Annotated in this window: 18 protein-coding genes and 1 riboswitch; of the genes, 7 read left to right on the top strand and 11 right to left on the bottom strand. The window is 67.0% G+C overall.

Annotation, left to right across the window (positions count from 1 at the left end; genetic code table 11):
- Entirely contained in the window at window positions 1-621 is a 621-nt protein-coding gene (locus tag IDF66_RS02635; protein ID WP_190265623.1) for a YdcF family protein, read from the bottom strand.
- Window positions 622-1,052: 431 nt separating this feature from the next.
- Here IDF66_RS02635 and IDF66_RS02630 point away from each other — a divergent pair, with 431 nt between their 5' ends.
- Complete coding sequence (locus IDF66_RS02630) at window positions 1,053-2,165, top strand: esterase/lipase family protein (protein ID WP_190265622.1); 1,113 nt, start codon at window positions 1,053-1,055, stop codon at window positions 2,163-2,165.
- 75 nt (window positions 2,166-2,240) lie between these two features.
- Here the strand turns inward: IDF66_RS02630 and IDF66_RS02625 are convergent, their stop codons facing one another.
- Window positions 2,241-3,053 carry an ABC transporter permease subunit gene (locus IDF66_RS02625; RefSeq protein WP_203588637.1) on the bottom strand — a complete coding sequence of 271 codons (813 nt, stop codon included), beginning with the start codon at window positions 3,051-3,053 and terminating at the stop codon, window positions 2,241-2,243.
- The gene (locus tag IDF66_RS02620) at window positions 3,050-3,964 is read right to left on the bottom strand and encodes an ABC transporter ATP-binding protein (protein ID WP_190265621.1); all 915 of its coding nucleotides are present in this window, start codon (window positions 3,962-3,964) and stop codon (window positions 3,050-3,052) included. Before IDF66_RS02620 ends, IDF66_RS02625 begins: the two co-directional genes overlap by 4 nt.
- A 133-nt stretch (window positions 3,965-4,097) precedes the next feature.
- On the opposite strand from IDF66_RS02620, the gene IDF66_RS02615 reads away from it, so the two are divergent.
- From IDF66_RS02615 to IDF66_RS02600, 4 genes are all read left to right on the top strand, one after another.
- The gene (locus tag IDF66_RS02615) at window positions 4,098-5,264 is read left to right on the top strand and encodes a sensor histidine kinase (RefSeq protein ID WP_190265620.1); all 1,167 of its coding nucleotides are present in this window, start codon (window positions 4,098-4,100) and stop codon (window positions 5,262-5,264) included.
- The gene (locus IDF66_RS02610; protein ID WP_190265619.1) at window positions 5,261-5,917 is read left to right on the top strand and encodes a response regulator; all 657 of its coding nucleotides are present in this window, start codon (window positions 5,261-5,263) and stop codon (window positions 5,915-5,917) included. Before IDF66_RS02615 ends, IDF66_RS02610 begins: the two co-directional genes overlap by 4 nt.
- A gap of 101 nt (window positions 5,918-6,018) precedes the next feature.
- Window positions 6,019-6,402, top strand: a complete 384-nt coding sequence (locus tag IDF66_RS02605) for a hypothetical protein (RefSeq protein ID WP_164308952.1) — start codon at window positions 6,019-6,021, stop codon at window positions 6,400-6,402.
- 55 nt (window positions 6,403-6,457) lie between these two features.
- A riboswitch (guanidine-III (ykkC-III) riboswitch) is annotated at window positions 6,458-6,520 on the top strand.
- Window positions 6,521-6,534: 14 nt separating this feature from the next.
- Window positions 6,535-6,849 carry a DMT family transporter gene (locus tag IDF66_RS02600; protein ID WP_190265618.1) on the top strand — a complete coding sequence of 105 codons (315 nt, stop codon included), beginning with the start codon at window positions 6,535-6,537 and terminating at the stop codon, window positions 6,847-6,849.
- A gap of 4 nt (window positions 6,850-6,853) precedes the next feature.
- On the opposite strand, the gene IDF66_RS02595 is transcribed toward IDF66_RS02600, so the two are convergent.
- Together IDF66_RS02595 and IDF66_RS02590 are read right to left on the bottom strand one after the other, a co-directional pair.
- Window positions 6,854-7,351 (bottom strand): acyl-CoA thioesterase, encoded by a 498-nt coding sequence (locus tag IDF66_RS02595; RefSeq protein WP_164308954.1) that lies wholly within the window; start codon window positions 7,349-7,351, stop codon window positions 6,854-6,856.
- A gap of 110 nt (window positions 7,352-7,461) precedes the next feature.
- Window positions 7,462-8,175, bottom strand: a complete 714-nt coding sequence (locus IDF66_RS02590; RefSeq protein ID WP_223309094.1) for a hypothetical protein — start codon at window positions 8,173-8,175, stop codon at window positions 7,462-7,464.
- A 305-nt stretch (window positions 8,176-8,480) separates the two neighbouring features.
- On the opposite strand from IDF66_RS02590, the gene IDF66_RS02585 reads away from it, so the two are divergent.
- Window positions 8,481-9,695 (top strand): cation:proton antiporter, encoded by a 1,215-nt coding sequence (locus IDF66_RS02585; RefSeq protein WP_190266276.1) that lies wholly within the window; start codon window positions 8,481-8,483, stop codon window positions 9,693-9,695.
- 74 nt (window positions 9,696-9,769) lie between these two features.
- Here IDF66_RS02585 and IDF66_RS02580 read toward each other — a convergent pair whose 3' ends face one another.
- From IDF66_RS02580 to IDF66_RS02560, 5 genes are all read right to left on the bottom strand, one after another.
- A complete protein-coding gene (locus IDF66_RS02580; RefSeq protein WP_164308955.1) occupies window positions 9,770-10,093 on the bottom strand; it encodes a transglycosylase family protein in 324 nt (107 codons plus the stop codon).
- Between the two features lie 276 nt (window positions 10,094-10,369).
- The gene (locus IDF66_RS02575; RefSeq protein WP_190265617.1) at window positions 10,370-11,005 is read right to left on the bottom strand and encodes an HhH-GDP family DNA glycosylase; all 636 of its coding nucleotides are present in this window, start codon (window positions 11,003-11,005) and stop codon (window positions 10,370-10,372) included.
- Window positions 11,002-12,132 carry a hypothetical protein gene (locus IDF66_RS02570; RefSeq protein ID WP_190265616.1) on the bottom strand — a complete coding sequence of 377 codons (1,131 nt, stop codon included), beginning with the start codon at window positions 12,130-12,132 and terminating at the stop codon, window positions 11,002-11,004. Before IDF66_RS02570 ends, IDF66_RS02575 begins: the two co-directional genes overlap by 4 nt.
- Window positions 12,133-12,198: 66 nt before the next feature.
- On the bottom strand, window positions 12,199-12,393 hold the full coding sequence (locus IDF66_RS02565; protein ID WP_190265615.1) for a YbdD/YjiX family protein: 195 nt from the start codon (window positions 12,391-12,393) through the stop codon (window positions 12,199-12,201).
- Entirely contained in the window at window positions 12,390-14,705 is a 2,316-nt protein-coding gene (locus tag IDF66_RS02560) for a carbon starvation CstA family protein (RefSeq protein ID WP_190265614.1), read from the bottom strand. Before IDF66_RS02560 ends, IDF66_RS02565 begins: the two co-directional genes overlap by 4 nt.
- Window positions 14,706-14,815: 110 nt before the next feature.
- Between IDF66_RS02560 and IDF66_RS02555 the strand changes: the two genes are divergently transcribed.
- Window positions 14,816-17,080, top strand: coding sequence for a glycoside hydrolase family 3 C-terminal domain-containing protein (locus IDF66_RS02555; protein ID WP_190265613.1), 2,265 nt, complete (start codon window positions 14,816-14,818; stop codon window positions 17,078-17,080).
- On the opposite strand, the gene IDF66_RS02550 is transcribed toward IDF66_RS02555, so the two are convergent.
- Window positions 17,077-18,435: a cytochrome P450 gene (locus tag IDF66_RS02550; protein WP_190265612.1), complete on the bottom strand. Its 1,359-nt coding sequence runs from the start codon at window positions 18,433-18,435 to the stop codon at window positions 17,077-17,079. The genes IDF66_RS02555 and IDF66_RS02550 overlap by 4 nt on opposite strands.
- Between the last annotated feature and the right edge of the window lie 94 nt (window positions 18,436-18,529).

The following is an 18,529-nucleotide window of genomic DNA, read 5'->3' as shown; positions in this document are numbered from 1 at the left end:
TCACCGGGAGGTGACACCAGTGATGGGCATGGCGCCGCCGACCGCCTGGCGGAAGTCCTTCATCGCACGTGCGATGTGATTCGAACTGGTCACGAGCACTACTCCGGTGGAACCGCCCGCTGACAGGATCCGGGCGCAATTGCGCGCATTCTCCACCGTGGTCCGCGAGCGGTTCTCGGGGGTGATCCGGGCCGGCGCGATGCGGTGGGCGACCAGCCAGTCCTTCATCGCCTGGGCCTCGGTTCGCCCGCGCCGTGGCAGGCCCCCGGTGGTGATCACCTGTGCTTGCGGGACCTGGCGAGCCAACGGCAGTGCAGCGCGGAGCCGTTGGAGAAGAACCGGTTTCATGGATCCATCGTGGTTCAGGGCGGCTCCGAGCACGATGATGCGGGTTCCGAACGGATTGATGCGCAGAAGCACGGGAACGGTCGTCGGGCCGCCGGCCACGCACGTGTGACCGGACATCAGGTCGCGGCAGTCCGGAGACCCCGACCGAGCGCTCTCGAGTGCGGTGCCCGGGTTGGCCGATGCGATGGCAGCGGTCTGCATCCATCCACCGCAGACCAGCCCGAGGGTGATCACCACAGTGATCCAGTGAAAAGCTTTGCGCCGATGTGGCATTGAATTTTCCTCCCCTGTGAACGCGTGTGCATCGCCGGCCATCCGGCCGGCGGTGTGATGACCCCCGTGCGACGCGTGGGTCCAGATGCTAGGGCCACTTCTGTCGGGACGCCAGTCCGGCGGCGCTCCTGTGCTCGGGACCTGCGCCGACCCCGAGTGGGACGTATGACCCAGTCAATTGTCACGAGATCTGTCTGATGAAAAAGGCTGTTACGCAACTGAATACGACACCATCGAGCGACTGATCGGTCGGTAGTCCTGTTCACGAATGATATTCGGTGTTAGCGATACCAAAACGTTCTTTCTGCTTCATTTTTGGACACCGCGTGCGTACGTTTGCTCCGGCAGAGGTGTGATCGCGGTCGCCTGCTGCAGGGGGGTCATCAGACAGCGCGCGGTCACCGACGACAGCGAGAAGGAGTGCGGAACGAATGGGTCAAGCGATTGCGTCGCGAGGGTGGCGCCGGCGGTTGATGGGGGGAGCGATCGCGGTGGCCGCGGTGGTATCGCTGGCATGGGGGGCCGCGGCGCCGGCATCGGCCGCCACCCAGCAGGGTCTCGACGCCACCATCAAGTCAGGTCTCAAGAAGCGGGTGGCCGACGATGTCATCCTGAGCGGTTCGAGCACGTCGAAGGTCCCGGCCGGTAGCGGGAAGAAGGAGGACGACTTCTGGAAGGCGTTCGGCAACGGACTGGGCAATCCCGACGTCGCGCCGCCCGGGGCGAACGACTGGAACTGCAAGGCCTCCGACGGACGGACCCCGGTCGTCCTGGTGCACGGGACCTGGGAGAACGCCTACAACAACTGGGCGTACCTGTCGCCCTACCTCAAGCGCGCAGGCATGTGCGTGTTCGCGCTGAACTACGGCATCCTGAGCGCAGCCGGTGGCGGAGGGCTCGGCAGCGCGATCCCTGGTGCATACGGCACCGGCGACATCGCCCAGTCCGCCGAGCAGTTGGCGTCATTCGTCGATCGCGTGCGCTCCTCGACCGGCGCCTCGAAAGTGAACATCGTTGGCCACTCGCAGGGCGGGCTGGTGGCCCGGCAGTACCTGAAGTTCGACGGTGGTGCCGACAAGGTGGATCGACTGGTGACGTTGGGTGCGACCAACCACGGCACCACGCTGCTCGGGATCGGCACGCTCGGGCGTCTCATCAACAACGCGGGAATCGATGTGCTCGGCCCGATCGCGCTGGGAGTGGGTGTCTCCGGAATCCAGCAGGTCTACGACTCGGAGTTCCTGAAGAAACTCAATGCCGGTGGTGACACGGTGCCGGGGGTGAAGTACACGGTCATCGGGACCAAATACGACGAGGTCACCACGCCGTATCAGTCGACCTTCCTCAACGGTCCGGACGTCCGCAACATCACCCTGCAGGACGGCTGTGGCATCGACACCTCCGATCACCTCGCGTTGAGCTATTCGTTGCGTGCGGTGTCGATCGTGCTGAACACCTTCTCGGCGAAGATCCCCGTCGTGCCCGGCGGCCCCGGGGTGCCGGTGCCCGTGGTCTGCTCGCCGAATGCCTGGTTGTTCGGATGAACCGGCCGATACGGAGATGAGTGCGACCGGCGGGCCTCGGGGAGAGTGGGCCCGCCGGTCGCAACGCGCCGGGGTCTACTTGACCTCGGAGCGCAGTACCCGGATCACCCCCAGCGTCAATGGGATGGCGATCCAGATGATTGCGGAGACGATCAGCCGTGCCCATTCGCCCCCGGTGGCCCAGTCACCGGATTGGAAAGGCGCATTGGTCGATCCGGTGTCGATCCACTGGCCGAGATTGTCCTTGAACCACGGCACGAGCTCGGTGACCAGGGACAGTGCGGTCGGCAGTGCGAAGTACGCGACGATTGCGCCAGGGGTGTTCAGGATCAGCGCGGCAAAGGCGAAGCCGAGGAGCAGGCCGAACATCTGCAGGAGGAACGAGTTGACCAGTCCGGCCGCGGTGAACGACCAGGCACCCGCCGGATCGGTGAAGGCGATGCCCGCGATCACGTTTCCGACGGCGCCGAGGACGAGCGAGAGGACCACGGCGCCGATGCCTGCGGCCAGTGCGGCGAGGAGTTTGGCCGCGACGATGCGCTCGCGGCGCGGTTCCATCGTGAACGTGGTGAGTGCGGTCCGCTGGCTCCACTCGCCGGTCACCAGCAGGATCGCGAGGATGGGCAGGATGATCCCGGTGGGGATGTTCATCATCCCGAAGAACTGACCGAACGTGAGGTCGGCGGGGTTGTCGCGGTTCGCGATGAGCATGGCCACCACGACGACCACCGAGATCAGCCCGATAGACGCGGTGAGCCAGAAGCCTGCGCGCGTGTCGACGAGTTTGCGGAGTTCGACGATGGTCAGGCGCGTCAACGGAATCGGCACCGTTCGCCGGTCGACGGCGACCGTGTCGTCGGCGGGCGCGTTCTGCACTGGGACGGTCATGGCTGTGCTCCCTGGAGGACTGGTTGTTCGCGTTGGGTCTGTTGCGTGAGTTGCAGGAACATCTCTTCGAGTTGCGCACCGTCGCCCGGCCGCAGTTCCACCAACACGATGCCGGAGGCGGCGGCGACCCGGCCCACGTCTTCGGGGGCGGCGTCGGCGGTCAGACCGCCCCCGTCCGCCGGTCGGGCATGGATGTCGGCGCGCGACAGGGCCGCAGCCAGCGCGGTGTCGTCGAGTGAGCGGACCCGGGCACCGTTTCCGGCGAGGAGTTCGTCCTTGGTGCCCTCGGCGACGATTCGGCCGTGTCCGATCACCAGGATCTCGTCGGCGATGATCTCGATCTCATGCAGCAGGTGCGACGACAGCAAGACGGTGCCACCCCGATTCGCATAGTCCCGCAACAGAGTTCGCATCCAGTGGATACCCGCAGGATCGAGGCCGTTGGCCGGTTCGTCGAGGATCAGGATGTGCGGATCGCCGAGCAGCGCGTTCGCGATCCCGAGGCGCTGACGCATGCCGAGGGAGTAGTTGCGGACACGGCGGTCGGCCTCGTCGGGCGTCAGACTCACCATCTCGAGCATCTCCGCGACACGCGACTTCGGGATACCCAGAGTCATCGCACTCAACCGCAGGATCTCGGCTCCCGTGCGTCCGGCGTGTTGGGCCGACGCGTCGAGGAGCACCCCGACCTGGGTCGCCGGATTCGGGATGTCCCGAAACGCCGTGCCGCCGACGGTCGCGGTGCCCGAGGAGGCAGGCGTCAGGCCGGCGATGATTCGCATCGTGGTGGATTTGCCTGCGCCGTTCGGTCCCAGAAATCCGGTGACCTGACCGGGCTTACAGGCGAAGGACACGTCATCGACGGCGATGTGGTCGCCGTATCTCTTGGTGAGGTTCTCGACGGTGATCATGGTGTCCATCGTTCGCGACACAGGGGATCGCGCGCATCGGGCTCGTGGCCATCACCGGGTGCGACCAAAGTCGGATATCGCCGTGGCCGCGAGTATGAGGTGCCCCCGGGAACACCCCGACTACCGTGAGGGTGTGCGTCCCGAGGATTATCAGCCACCGTTGACCTGGTGGAGTCACGGATGGCGCCTGGCGTTGATGCTCCTGATAACCGGGATCGCCTGGGGTTCGCGGGTCGGCTATCAGTGGGAGCATGTCCGCTGGTGGTTCGCGGCCGACCTCGCCGTCGGGATCGTCAGCTACATCCTCGTGTGGTGGCGGCGTTCGCATCCGGTGGCAGTCGCGACCCTCACCAATCTGGCCGGGATCCTGTCGGCGAGTTCGCTCGGGCCGAGCACGTTGGCGATGGTGTCGTTGTCGACCAGGCGGAAGTGGCGGGAGATCATTCCGCAGGCCGTCCTCGCGGTCGGATGTGGGGTCCTCGCCGAGGAATTCTTCAATGTGCCCGATGTCGAAGAGCCACTGCTCGTGCGCTACGGCACCATGCTGGCGGCCATCGCGACGATGATCGCGTGGGGGATGTACATCGGCTCCCGCCGGGAGTTGCTGGCGAGTTGGCGCCTGCGGGCCACACTTGCCGAGGCCGAGCAGGAGGCTGAGGTGCGCCGAGCCCGGTCGGTCGAGCGGGCGCGGATCGCCCGTGAAATGCATGATGTTCTCGCCCATAGGATTTCAACGGTCAGCATGTACGCGGGCGCACTGGCGTATCGCGATGACCTCGATCGGCGGCAGGTACGGGAGACCGCGCAGACGATCCAGGAGACCTCCCACCTCGCCCTGACCGAGCTACGCGAGGTGCTCGGGGTCCTCCGGGAGGGGCCCGGGGACGCCGATCCGGAACTGCCGCAGGCACTTCCCGAAGACCTCGATGCGTTGATCGAGGAGAACCGCGCAGGCGGGATGCGGATCGAATATGTCTGCGCCGCGGACCTGACCGCCATCGCTCCGGCGCGATTCCGGACTCTGTACCGATGCCTCCAGGAGGCGCTGACGAATGCGCGCAAACACGCGCCCGCGGCCACCGTCGCGGTACGGATCAAGGGCGACCCCGATTCGGGCGTCGACCTTCTGGTCGACAACCCGCTCCCGCTGCGGCACGAACCCACCACCGCGCCACCGCATTCGGGTCTGGGTCTCGTCGGCGTCGCGGAGCGGGTCGCGTTGAGCGGGGGCCGACACTCGGCGGTGCGCACCGACGACCGACATTTCGTCCTACATGTCTGGCTACCGTGGCAGACATGAGCGCGCACATCATGATCGTCGACGACGATCCGCTTGTCCGATCCGGTCTGCGGCTGCTGCTCGGTGGCGATCCCGAGCTGGACGTCGCGGCCGAGGCATCCAACGGCCAGGAGGCCGTCGATCGGCATCGCGCCGAGCCGGTCGACATGGTCTTGATGGATCTCCGGATGCCCGTGATGGACGGGATCGCCGCGACGGCGTCACTCAAGGCCACCGAGCGTCCCCCGTCGGTCATCGTCCTGACGACTTTCGATGCCGACGACTACGTGGTCCGCGCGCTGGCCGTCGGCGCAGACGGATTCCTGCTGAAAGACACGGCACCGCAGGACATCGTCGCCGCGATCAAGAATGTGCTTCGCGGTGAGCCGGCGCTGAGTCCGTCGGTGACCGCCGCCCTGATCAAGCAGGTGGTGCACAACGGTGGTGTCGCCGGCCGTTCGTCGCCCGAGCGCGCCTCCCTCGGCAGTCTGACCGAGCGGGAACGCGAGGTCGCGGTGTGCCTGGCGAAAGGTGCGTCGAACGCCGAGATCGCCGAGCAGCTCTACATGAGCGTGGCAACCGTGAAGGCGCACATCTCGCACATCTTCGGCAAGCTCGGGACCTCGAATCGGGTCCAGGTCGCGATCATCATGCATGACGCGGACCTGGCCTGAGGCCCCGTCGACCGCGGGAGATGGTGGCGGAGAGCGCCGAACCTGTGGAGACTGGATGGACACGGCACAACTGCCGCGGCCCGCTGCATCAGGAGGCTCACATGGCGGACAACAACGGACCATTCGGGATGAGCCCGGAGGATTTCGACCGGTTCGCACGCGAGGCCACCGACGGGGTCCGCGACATGGTCGGCAGGTTCCTGGCCAGTCCCGGCGCACCGGGCGGCACGTGGTCGGCGATCTTCGAGGACACCGGGCGCCGCACCCGCCGCGAGCCGGAGACAACCGGTGACACCGGCACCGGTGTCTGGGCGGTGTTCGTCGTGGATGACGAAGGCGGAGCCCGCGTCGAACAGGTCTATGCCACCGAACTCGATGCCCTGCGCGCGAACAAGCACAACACCGATCCGAAGCGGAAGGTGCGGTTCCTGCCGTACGGGATCGCGGTGAGTGCCCTCGACGAGGACGACGTCGCAGAGGACTGACCGCCGTCCCAGGGCCCCGAGATCGGCGGGGCCCGATCTCCGGTTTGCTAGCCTGGATCGGTCGATGATGACAACCGGACGAGCCCGCCGTACCCGGCAGACGACAAGACGGTGGCTCTGGAGGTCACTGTCATGTCCTGGCTCGTTCTGGTCGTCTCGGGTGTCCTGGAAGCTGTCTGGGCGACCGCGATGGGCAAGTCCGAGGGCTTCAGCCGACTCGGACCCAGCGCGGTTTTCGGCGTCGCACTGATTGCGAGCATGGCCGGTCTCGCCTATGCGATGCGCAGTCTGCCCACCGGAACCGCATACGCCGTCTGGGTCGGCATCGGCGCAACGCTCACCGTCGTCTATGCGATGGCAACCGGCGAGGAGGCGGTCAGCGTGGTCAAGGTCGTCTGCATCGTGGCCATCGTCGGCGGCGTGATCGGCCTCAAGGTGGCGGGCTGACCGATCATTGCGCCGACCGTAACGCCGCACGCCGGTCCTGTGCCTCGCGGAAGCGACGTTTCTGGACCTCTGTTCGTGGGGTGAGTTGCGGCACCTCGTGTGGCCGTCCGTTGTCGTCGGTCGCGACCATCGTGAAGTAGCAACTGTTGGTATGGCGTCGTTGTCCGGTGTGCACATCCTCGGTGTCGACCCGGATGCCGACCTCCATCGACGTACGACCGGTGTAGTTGACGGACGCGGTGAGGGTGAGGACCTCGCCGACCCGGATCGGTTCCCGGAAGATCACCCGGTCGACCGAGAGCGTCACCGCGTACCTCCGCGAATAGCGGCTCGCGCACGCGTACGCGACCTGATCGAGCAGCTTGAGCAGCGTGCCGCCGTGGACGTTCCCGGCGAAGTTCGCCATGTCGGGGGTCATCAACAGCGACATCGACAGACTGATGCGGTCGGACAACTCGTCGTCGGAACTGCCGACGGCCTCCGGGTCGTCGAGGGTTTCCATCGTGCGACTCCAATCGCGGGTGCGGGTCTGGTCTCCAACCCTGTCACCTACCCGACGGTCAGGTCGGGCTGTTGGTGTCGTTGCACGACGTGTGGTGGTGCCGGTCGCGCCTACCGGTGCGGGGGCTCGGCGAGTCCCCGTGCCATCCCGACGCCCGCGCCGATTCCGGCACCCATGGCGGTGAACGGCGCCGCGGTGACCGCGGCCCCGATGGCGGCGCCTGCGACCGGGCCGACCACCAGCCCTGCGGGCAGGAAGGGCACACCGGCGACCAGCCCGGCGACCCCGCCGACCACCCCGCCGGCCGCGGCGAGGGGTGCGCCGACGGTCACGGTCGCGATCGCTGCGCCTGCGGTCGCGTCGCCGACGGTCGCGGCCGCTACTCGGTCAGAACGTGCCGGGTCGAGGCCCATCGAGTCACCTGCGGCCGCGACCTGGGCCTCGGCCCCTGCGGCGGCGTCGTTCACCTGCCGCGTCTGTTGAGGCGAGAGCCACTCGGGTGCGGGTGCCTGTAGGTCACCGGCGCGCACGGTTCCGGGGGTCGGCGTGATCGGCTTGACCGGTGCCACCGGCATCGGTGCATGGAGTGAACTCAGATCGAGTGGTCCCAATGGCTGCGTCCGCTGGACCCGGGTGCCTCGTCCGGTGCGCTGGGCTCCGGTCTCGGCGCCACCCGACGGCGGACTGATCGCGGCGCGCGGCGCGGCGGCCTCCGAGTCCACCGGCGGCGGCGGGACATGTTGTGCCAGTGCGGGCAGTGGCGGCATGGGCAGCGACGGCGCGGACAGGGCCGGCATCGCGGGCAGCGTGGGAATTGATGGCATGGGCGCACGGTCATGCGACGGCGGCACTGCCGGCGCCGCCGACGCGGCCCCGGCTGCGGCGAACGCGAACACCACAGGTGCGGATCCTGCGGCGACGAATGTTGCCATGCGGCGGTGCTGGTTCGGTGCGCGGTGACGGCCTCGTGTGCGATTGCTCATGCGTTCTAACCTCCGGCTTGTCGTCGAGAAGTGGTCCTTCTATCGAGCATTCGCGTGGTGCTCGTGAGCGGATTGGTCGAGTCCCCGATCGGCTCGCACATGACGGGATCGGTCCCGAACCGCGCTGTGCCAGGATGTTCCACATGATGCTGCTGGCCGAGGCGTCGTCCGAGATGGACACGACGGCGATCGAATCGCTCTTCTGGATCGCGGCAGCTGCGGTGGCCTCGCCACTGATCTCCCGGGTCACTCGGGGCTATGTGCCCGATGCGGTGGTGCTGCTGATCGCGGGCATGGTCGTCGGACCGAACATGCTGGGCTGGGCCGACAACGACAGTGTCGCGATCTTGAGCCAGATGGGTCTCGGACTGCTCTTCCTGCTGGCCGGCTACGAGCTGGATCCGCAATTGCTGAGCGGCAAATCGGGGCGCGTTGCCCGGTTGACCTGGTTGATCGGCCTGGGGTCCGCGCTGGTCGTCGTCACGCTGACGGTTCCGGGCGAGGGCTTCTCCACCCACATCGCCGTGGCCATCGCCCTCACCTCCACTGCGCTCGGCACTCTGCTGCCGATCATCCGGGAGGCCGGTGTTCTCGACACACCACTGGGGCGCTCGGTGATGGCGCACGGTGCCGTGGGGGAGTTGGGGCCGATCCTGGCGATGTCGCTCCTGCTGACCAGCCGAGACCTGGTGGGAGCTCTGGTGGTGCTGGTGCTCTTCGGCGTTGCCGCGGTGATCATCGGCGCTGTGCCGCAACGGCTCATCACGCGTGTGCCAGGCGTGCGACGGGCCGTGACCGTCATGCGCGGCGGCACCATTCAGTTGCCGGTGCGGATCGTCATCCTGCTGCTCGTGTCACTGATGACGGTGGCGGCCGTGTTCGATCTCGACGTTGTGCTCGGTGCGTTCGCGGCCGGCCTGATCTTGCGGCGCCTGATCGGGCCCGAACAGCAAGAAGTGGGGAAGTCTCTCGAGGTCATCGGGTTCGGCGTCTTCATCCCGGTCTTCTTCGTGACGTCGGGGATGGGTATCGACGTGACCGCGGTTCTCGGACACCCGGGTATGTGGGCAGCCCTGGTCGCAGCGATCGCGGTCGCCCGAGGGCTACCGGTGTGGCTGAGCGAGCGATACATCGAGCACGGGGCGAATCTCGAATTCGGCCATGAGCGTGCACAGCTGGCGCTCTACGCCGCGACGGGACTGCCGATCATCGTCGCGGTGACACAGGTTGCGACGGCGTCGGATCTGATGTCGATCGGGGTGGCGTCGACCCTGGTCGCCGCAGGCGCGACGACGGTCCTGCTCTTCCCGATGGTGGCACGGCTCATCGGAGCCCGGCATCGGAGTGACGTGACGACGTGAACCGGGCCGAGAGGTGTCGACATCGACACTCCTCGACCCGGCTCACGGGTCAGACGTTCAGCTCTGCTCTGAGGTCAGAGGTTGGAGCCGCACACGGGCCACGCGCCCGGACCCTGCGAGGCGAGGACATTCTCGGCCACGCGGATCTGCTCGGCCTTCGAGGCGTTGGCCGGGCTACCGGACCCACCGTTGGCCTCCCAGGTGCTCTGCGAGAACTGCAGGCCGCCGTAGTAGCCGTTGCCGGTGTCGGTGGACCAGTTGCCACCGCTCTCGCACTGGGCGACAGCGTCCCAGTTGCCGGCTGCCGAAGCGTTACCGGCGAAGGCGGCGAGTGGGGCCAGGGACAGCGCACCGACGATTCCGGCGCGCACTGCGAGCTTCTTCATGCTCATGGTCATCGTTCCTCCTATCGCCGCCCCATAGCGGGCTGGGCAGCTGATCTTCGGACCGGTGGCGACCGTACAAGACCGGTAACGGATAGGTCACGCCGACACGATGACCTGCGGCATTTCGATAACGCTCAGATAACACGGCAGGGATTCCTGTGAATTCCCTGCGCATCGCGGCGTTTTGGTGACCGACAATCACTTTCCGCAATCAAATCCACGGTGACGAAGAACACACTTGAACTGTGTGGTGCGTCACAGCATTTCGGCCGAAATGTGGCTCTGGGGTCAGCCCAGATCCGTGCGGAGATCGTCGTCGAGGGATGCCCGCACGAGGGCGGCCGCGAGGACTGCCGGGCGGCCGTCGGCGAGCCGGCCCAATTCGGCGGGATCGCCGGGCAGACCGAGGTCTGCCGCCGCCGTGAGCGCTCGCTTGTCGAAATAGGGGGCGGCCCACTCCCAGACCGCCTGAACCTCGCGCAGGAAGATGTCCGCGCCGACCGGGCCGATCCCGGTGAACTCCTGCAACAGCGCGTCGGCCCGAGCGACGTCGCCGTCCGCCTTCTTCGCCAGCACACGCAGATCACCGTGGTGATCATCGAGGACTTTCTGGCCCGCTTGGCCGAGCCGGGTGGCCGTGCTCTCGTCGTAGCGCACGTAGCGGCCGCGTCCCAAGGCGTCGACGAGTGACTGCCAGGGTGCGCCGGCCATCTTCTCAGGCGTGCGGTAGCCGGCGGCGAAGAGTTCACGCGCTGCCGCGACGGCGATGTCGGCGGAGATGCGGGAGCTGAGCAGGAGGGAGAGGACGAGGACTTGGAACAGTGGAGCCGGTTTGTCCCTCAGGGTGATGCCGGCCTCGTCGGCGTAGGTGCGACCGGCACGCTCGAGGAGTGTGGTGGCGATCTGTTGCGGCTTCGCGGTCATGTTTCCTGCTCATCTCTGGTCGTCTCGCGCGAAGCCTCGATCCGGCGTTCGTGGTCATCCTCGGCTCTCCTTCGGCCGCGTTCGCGATATCCGTAGGTCGCGGAGAGGATGTCCTCGTAGCTGTCGGCGCTGGATCCGACCGCGCCGGCGACCGTACCCATGGAGGTGGCCAGCCAGGCCAGATACCCGTAATCGCGATATGAGGCGCTGGGGCGGCCCAGCTCCTGTGCCAGGAAGCCGGAGTCGATCACGGCGAGTGCCGCACACGCCGTGGCGACGAACAGGCCGACATACAGCACTGCGGCGTTGAGCAGCACCGTCGTCGCGGTCGCCGCGTTGTAGAGCCGGGCGCGTGCAGACGGCAAGGAGCCACCGCGTTCCCACAATCTGTTGTTGGCGATCAGCCAGACCGTCATCACGACAACGGAGAGCACGGAAAGGCCGGCCAACCGCCAGGGGCTGAGTGCGTTGGCCATCGCCCATATCGACGAGTAGAAGACGCCGAAACTGGCAGTGGCGGCGGCCGCGGCCATCAGTCCGGTCAGTGTCGGGATGAGCCGCCACGGACGATTGCCGCGGACCATTCCGGCCACCATCCTGGTGCGGCTCAACAACCTTCTGCCGGCGAGGAATTCGATGTCATCCCGTTCGCCGGGCTGCCAACGAGTGCCGTGAGGCGCTTTCGACTCGGCAGGTGTGCGAATGCGGGTGACCGCGGCAACGAGGACGGGCAACAGGCGATGTGTGGCGAGACCGAGCGCCGGTAGAGACACGACGACTGTGGACTGCCGGTGGTCGACCTCGGCGATCAAACCTCGTCGGCGGTCCGTGCGCGGGAACTCGGTGATCACCACGACCACCGACGCATCGTCGTGTAGGGCGTGTCCCCGCTCGGGGATGAGGAGCCCGCCATCCGGATTCAGCGCGAGAGTCTCGGTGTCAGCCGTCAGTGACCCGATCCCCGCGGCCTCACTGAGGCGTTTGTCCAGCCGTGTGCGGATACGGTCGACGGTGGCAGTCGGCGGACCTGGATCGGCGACGATCCGCACCGACCATGAGTCGGCGTCGGCACGGTCGGCCACGTCGCGACGGCCCGCGTCGCCGACGGTCTGTTCGGGATGATCCATGAATCCAGTACTACCCGCCCCGGGAACGGATCAACCACACGGAGCCTGTCCGGTGTCAGCTACCCGTCAGCAGCAGCGGGCGCCGGGATTGCGGTCTTGTTCGGCGTACCGGCGCCGCCAGTATTCCCTCTCGGAGAGTGGAGGCCGATCCGGATGAGTGCGTGCGGCGTGTTCGAGATAGCGCGCATAGTCGCGGTCACCCATCACGCTGCCGACGTACCAACTGACGGCGTGCCAGCCGCGGCGGACGGTGTCGATCATGGCGATCTCGTCTCGCTCGACGGTGACCCGCTCGACGGTGACCCACTCGACGGTGACTCCGTCGCCGGATGGGCCGCGAGGTACTCGTCCCATTCCCGCTGGACCCGTTTCTCGGTGGGTGTCGTGATCAGTCCGCGTGGACCGAAGATCGTCGACGGCACCGGTTCCTCCTCGGTGGTCGGCATGCCACCCAGCCGCAGCGCCCGGAAGCAGATGTAGGCGCCGACGACGGCGACGATCAACACCAGGACGGCGAAGATGATCGACAGCGTGCCCTGGATGAAGGTGTTCCGGATGACCGCGTCGATCTCGTCCGCGGATTTCGCCGTCTTGAACGTCGTCAGCCCCTGGTCCTTGGCATCGACGAACGCCTTGTGCTGTGACCAGTACCCGATGGAGGGGTTGTCGGAGAAGATCTTCTGCCACGACGCGGACATCGTGACGACCAGATCCCAGATCAGCGGCACTCCCGGGATCCACGCCCACTTGACCTGGCCTCGTTTGAACAGGACGACCGTGACCACTGTGAGCGCGACCGCCGCGAGCAATTGGTTGGCGATGCCGAACAGCGGGAACAGCGTGTTGATGCCGCCGAGCGGGTCGGTGACACCCATCAGGAGGATCGATCCCCAGAGCGCGCAGACGATGAGCGTGCACAGCCACGCACCGGGTCGCCACGACGGATCCTTGAATCGCTTTGCGCCGGGCAGGTTCCCGATGCCGTCGGAGAGCATGAATCGCGCGACCCGCGTGCCGGCATCGACTGTCGTCAGGATGAACAGGGCCTCGAACATGATCGCGAAGTGATACCAGAACGACCGCAGCGATTCGCCGCCGATCGCGTCCTGGAGGGTGTCGGCCATACCCATCGCGAGCGTCGGCGCGCCACCGGTCTTGGACACGATCGACGACTCGCCGACGCCATCGGCGGCCTGCTGGAGATGCTCGGCGGTCGCCGGTGTGCCACCCAGGCCGAGGCCGTTGACGTAGTCCGCGGCCCCTTCGGCGGTGCCGCCGGTGACCGACTTCGGGGCGTTCATCGCGAAATAGAGGTGCTGGTCGAGGATGCACGCGGTGATCAGCGCCATGATCGCGACGAAGGATTCGGTCAGCATGCCGCCGTATCCGATGATCCGGGCCTGGCCCTCTTTCGCCAGCATCTTCGGTGTGGTGCCCGAGGCGATCAGCGAGTGGAATCCGGACAGGGCACCACAGGCGATCGTGATGAACAGGAACGGGAACAGCGCACCCGCGAAGGCCGGGCCCTTTCCGTTCCAGGCGAAGTCACTGACCGCAGGCGCCTCCATCACCGGGCGGACCAGCAGGATGCCAAGGGCGAGCAGCGCGATGGTGCCCACCTTCATGAAGGTGGACAGATAGTCGCGCGGCGCCAGCAGCAACCACACCGGCAGGACGGCCGCCGCGACGCCGTAGATGATGATGGCCCAGCTCAGGAAGACCGGCGAGAGACTGAACCAGTCGTTGCCCCAGGATGATTCGCCGACATAGCGCCCGGCGACGATCGCGCCCAGCAGCAGCACGACGCCGATGAGAGAGACCTCGCTGACCCGACCCGGCCGGAGGTAGCGCAGGTAGACACCCATGAACAGGGCGATCGGGATGGTCATCGCGATCGAGAACACGCCCCACGGACTCTCGGCCAGCGCGTTGACGACCACCAGCGCGAGGACGGCGATCAAGATGATCATGATGACGAACACGGCGACGATGGCCGCCGTCCCGCCGATGGCGCCGAGTTCGTCGCGGGCCATCTGGCCCAGGCTCCGTCCCCGACGACGCGTCGAGATGGACAGGACCAGATAGTCCTGTACACAGCCGGCGAACACCGCGCCGATGATGATCCAGATCGTGCCCGGCAGATAACCCATCTGGGCGGCCAGCACCGGACCGACGAGAGGTCCCGCCCCGGCGATCGCCGCGAAGTGGTGTCCGAACAGCACGCGCCGGTCGGTGGGCATGTAGTCGCGGGCGTTGTCGAGAACCTCGGCGGGAGTTGCGTGATCGTCGCGTGGCTTGACGACCTTCATCTCGATCATCCGGGCGTAGAAGCGGTACGCGATGACGTACGTGCAGACCGCGGCCAGGACGAACCACACCGCGTTCACGGTCTCGCCGCGGACGAAGGCGACGATCGCCCAGGAGACCGCACCTATCAACCCGATGACGGCGAACAGGATCTTCTTGCCGGTCGTCATCGGCGAGCGATCGATGATCGCCACGGGCGGCCGGTCGGGATCGGTTCTGACGTACTCGAAGTTCGGGTCGTCCGCGCGTTCGTCGGTAACCGTCATCGGCGCTACCTTCCTCGTCACGAGTGTGGCCCGGGTCACTATACAGCCCGTGTCGGGACCCGCTCGGCGGGGACATTGAATCGAGATATCGCCTCGGGCAGGCTGGCTTCATGCCGACTCAAACGCCCTTCCCGTCGCGGCCCGGTGACCATCACCGGCGAGCCGTCGAGATCGTCGCCGACCTCTCGACGGCGCAGAAAGCTGCCCTCACGTCCGGAGCATCGTTCTGGCACACCGTGGGATTCGCCGACCACGGTGTCGAGCCGCTGATGCTCACCGATGGGCCGCACGGGATTCGCAAGCAGGCGGGCGATGCCGACGCCCTCGGCATCAACGACTCGGTCCCGGCGGTGTGCTTCCCGCCTGCGGTGGCGATGGCCTCATCGTTCGATACCGCCGCGATCGAGCGAGTCGGGGATGCGCTCGGCGCCGAGTGCATCGCCGAACGGGTCGGGGTGATCCTCGGGCCGGGTGTCAACATCAAGCGGTCCCTGCTGGGCGGGCGGAACTTCGAGTACCTGTCCGAGGACCCATATCTGACCGGCCGCATCGGTGCCGCCCTCGTGCGCGGCGTGCAACATCACGGAATCGGCACATCGGTCAAACACTTCGCGGTGAACAACCAGGAACACGAACGTCTCCGGGTCAGTGCGGATGTGGATGACCGGCCGTTGCACGAGATCTATCTCCGGGCGTTCGAGTACATCGTCCGTACCGAACAGCCGTGGACGATCATGGCGTCGTACAACAAGATCAACGGGGTGTACGCGACCGAGAACACCTGGCTGCTCACCGAGACCCTGCGTGGGCGATGGGGATTCGACGGGCTGGTGGTCTCCGACTGGATGGCGGTCGATGACCGGGTCGCCGCGCTCAGTGCCGGACTCGATCTGGAGATGCCCTCGAGCGGGGACGTCGGGCCGGGCGCGGTGCGGGCGGCAGTCGACCGGGGCGAGGTGGCCGGGGCGGTGCTCGATGCCGCGGCCTGCCGAGTGGTCGAGCTGGCGTTGGCCGCCGCGGAGCACGGCGCCGATGTCACGCCCTACGACCGCGAGGCGCACCACAGCCTGGCGCGGGAGGTGGCGAGGCGCTGTCCGGTCCTGCTGAAGAACGACGCCGTCGAAGGCCTCGGTCCGGTGCTGCCGCTCGCCCGGTCGACGTCGGTCGCGGTGATCGGCGAGTTCGCGCGTACACCGCGTTACCAGGGCGGCGGGAGTTCGAAGATCAATCCCTTCCGCCTCGACGTCGCGCTCGATGAGATGCGATTGCTCGCAGACCCGGACGCAGTGTCGTTCGCTCCGGGATTCGTGGTCGGCGCAACGGAATCCGACGACGTCCTGATCCGGGAGGCCCTCGAAGCCGCTCGCCGTGCCGAGGTCGCGGTGGTCTTCCTCGGGCTCGGCGACGACGACGAATCCGAGGGTTTCGACCGCACGGACTGGCGTCTGCCCGCGCCGCAGCTCGAGCTGCTCGGGCGGGTCGTCGAGGAGAATCCCCGGACGGTCGTGGTGCTCTCCAACGGCAGTGTGGTCGACCTGACCGAGGTCGATGCAGCTCCTGCCGTGCTCGAGGGCTGGCTGCTCGGGCAGGCCGGTGGCGGAGCGATCGCCGACATTCTCTATGGCGTGGCCGATCCGTCCGGGCGACTGGCGGAGACGATCCCCGTACGCCTCGCCGACAGTCCGTCCTTCCTGGACTTTCCCGGCGAACAGCTGCATGTGCGTTACGGCGAGGGGATCTTCGTCGGGTATCGATGGTACGACGCTCGCGATCTCCCGGTGCGCTATCCGTTCGGACACGGATTGTCCTACACCACGATGGAATTCGACGATCTCGAGGTGAGGGCGACCGAGGCGGGCCTCGAGCTCGACGTCACGGTGTCGAATGCGGGCGGCCGTGCGGGACGGGCGGTGGCGCAGGTCTATCTCGGCCTGGACGACTCGGTGGTCGCCCGTCCGCCCCGGGAGCTGAAGGCGGTCGGCATCGCCGACCTCGAACCGGGAGGGTCCCGGCGTCTCGGACTCCGGATACCGAGATCTGAACTGGCATATTGGGATCGGGTGGCCGGCGACTGGGTCGTGGAGGCCGGCACCTACCGGGTGGAGGTCGGTGCTTCGAGCCGCGACATCCGGGTGTCGGGCGCCGTCGAGGTGGCCGGCGACGAACGAACCGCACCGGTCGGCCCGTCGTCGACGGTCGGGGAGGTGCTGGATCATCCCGTCGCGGGCCCCGAATTCCGTTCCCGGATCGCGGCGACGATGGGCGTCGACGAACTCGACCCGGCCATCCTGATGATGGTCTCGTCGTTCCCGATCGGCCGGATCTCGCCGATGCTTGGCCTCGACGCCGCCGCGCTCGACGACCTGCTTGCCTAGACCGCGGTCGTGCGGCGCCGGAGAGTGACGCGACCACCACGGCGGGGGGAATAGGCGACGCCACGGCTGTGCCACGCCTCGCCGTTGTTCGCGGTCGGTTCGATCACGAAGTCCCGCAGCATGCTTCGCAGGACGACGTCCATCTCCATGTGGGCGAATGCCGCGCCGATACACCGGCGGGTCCCGCCGCCGAACGGGAGCCAGGCCTGGCCCGGCTGGCTCCCGACGAAACGGTCGGGATCGAAGCGTTCCGGGTCGGCGAATTGGCGGCTGTCGTCATGGAGGAGGGAGATGGCGACCAGGACGTTGTAGCCCTGGGGAATCCGGTACTGGCCGAGCTCGAGGAGATCGGTGACGACGTGGCGGCCGGCCAGATCGATGACCGGGCGACTGCGCTGGATCTCCATGATGGTGGCCATCCGGAGCTCGCTGCCACCCTCGTCGGCCTCGTCGACCAGTCTGCGAAGAACGTCCGGATTGCGTTGCAGCCGTTCGATTGCCCAGGCCAACGTGGTCGCGGTGGTCTCGTGGCCGGCCACCAGGAGCGTGAGCAACTCGTCGCCGATCTCGGCGTCGGTCATCGACGAACCGTCGTCGTAGGTGCTCTGCAGCATCAGCGCAAGGATGTCGTCGCGCTCGTGGAGCCGGGGGTCCTCGCGTGCCTTGGTGATCAGCGCCGCGAGGGTGTCGACGTAGATCTGCCTGCGGGTCACGAAACTGCGCCGTGGATCCAGACGGCCCAGAGAGAACGGGATGTCGGGGGTGGATGCAAGGCGGGAGCCGACCGTCACCAGCGGCGGGATGATGTCGCGCAGGGTGTCGAGCTCGCGCCCGTCTGCGCCGAATACCGTCCGAAGGATGACGTTGAGCGTCACGCGCATCATCGGTTCGAGGGTGGCGAACTCGGTGCCCATTCGCCAGGTCCGTGCCTCGGCGTCGAACTCTTCGGCGACCACGGCTTCGTATTGTTTGATTCTCCGTCCGTGCAGCGGAGGAGTGAGGAGTTTGCGGCGGCGGCGGTGGTCGGTGCCCTCGAGTGCGAACATCGATCCGTCGCCGAGGATGCGGCCCAGATTCGGCCGGACGTTGGCCACCTGGTCGGTCGGCGTGGTGAACAGTTGCTTGGCCATGGTCGGATCGGCGATGACGACAACCTTGCCGAACAACGGGATTCGGAGTGTGAACGCCGGGCCGTACCGACGGGCGAACGCGGCGAGTGTCTGTCGGCGCCGCGTCACGAACCCGAGCCCCTGCACGAACGCGGGCAGATGCGGTCCCGGTGGCAGCACCGGTGACGGGCCGGTCGAGGTGATCGAGTCGGCGACGGATCCTCCGACGGGTTGTGCGGCGACCATGTGCGGTTCCCTTCCCGGGTGTCCGGTGGCGGCGACGGCTGGTACAGCGGCGTACCGCCACCACGGTACGCCCGCGTTCCGCGTTGTCGCAAGG

Origin of the sequence: Gordonia hankookensis (assembly GCF_014673215.1) — a bacterium.
GTDB classification, from domain to species: Bacteria; Actinomycetota; Actinomycetes; order Mycobacteriales; family Mycobacteriaceae; genus Gordonia; species Gordonia hankookensis.
The sequence above is the reverse complement of the archived record's forward strand: the minus strand, read 5'-3'. Positions and strand labels throughout refer to the sequence as shown.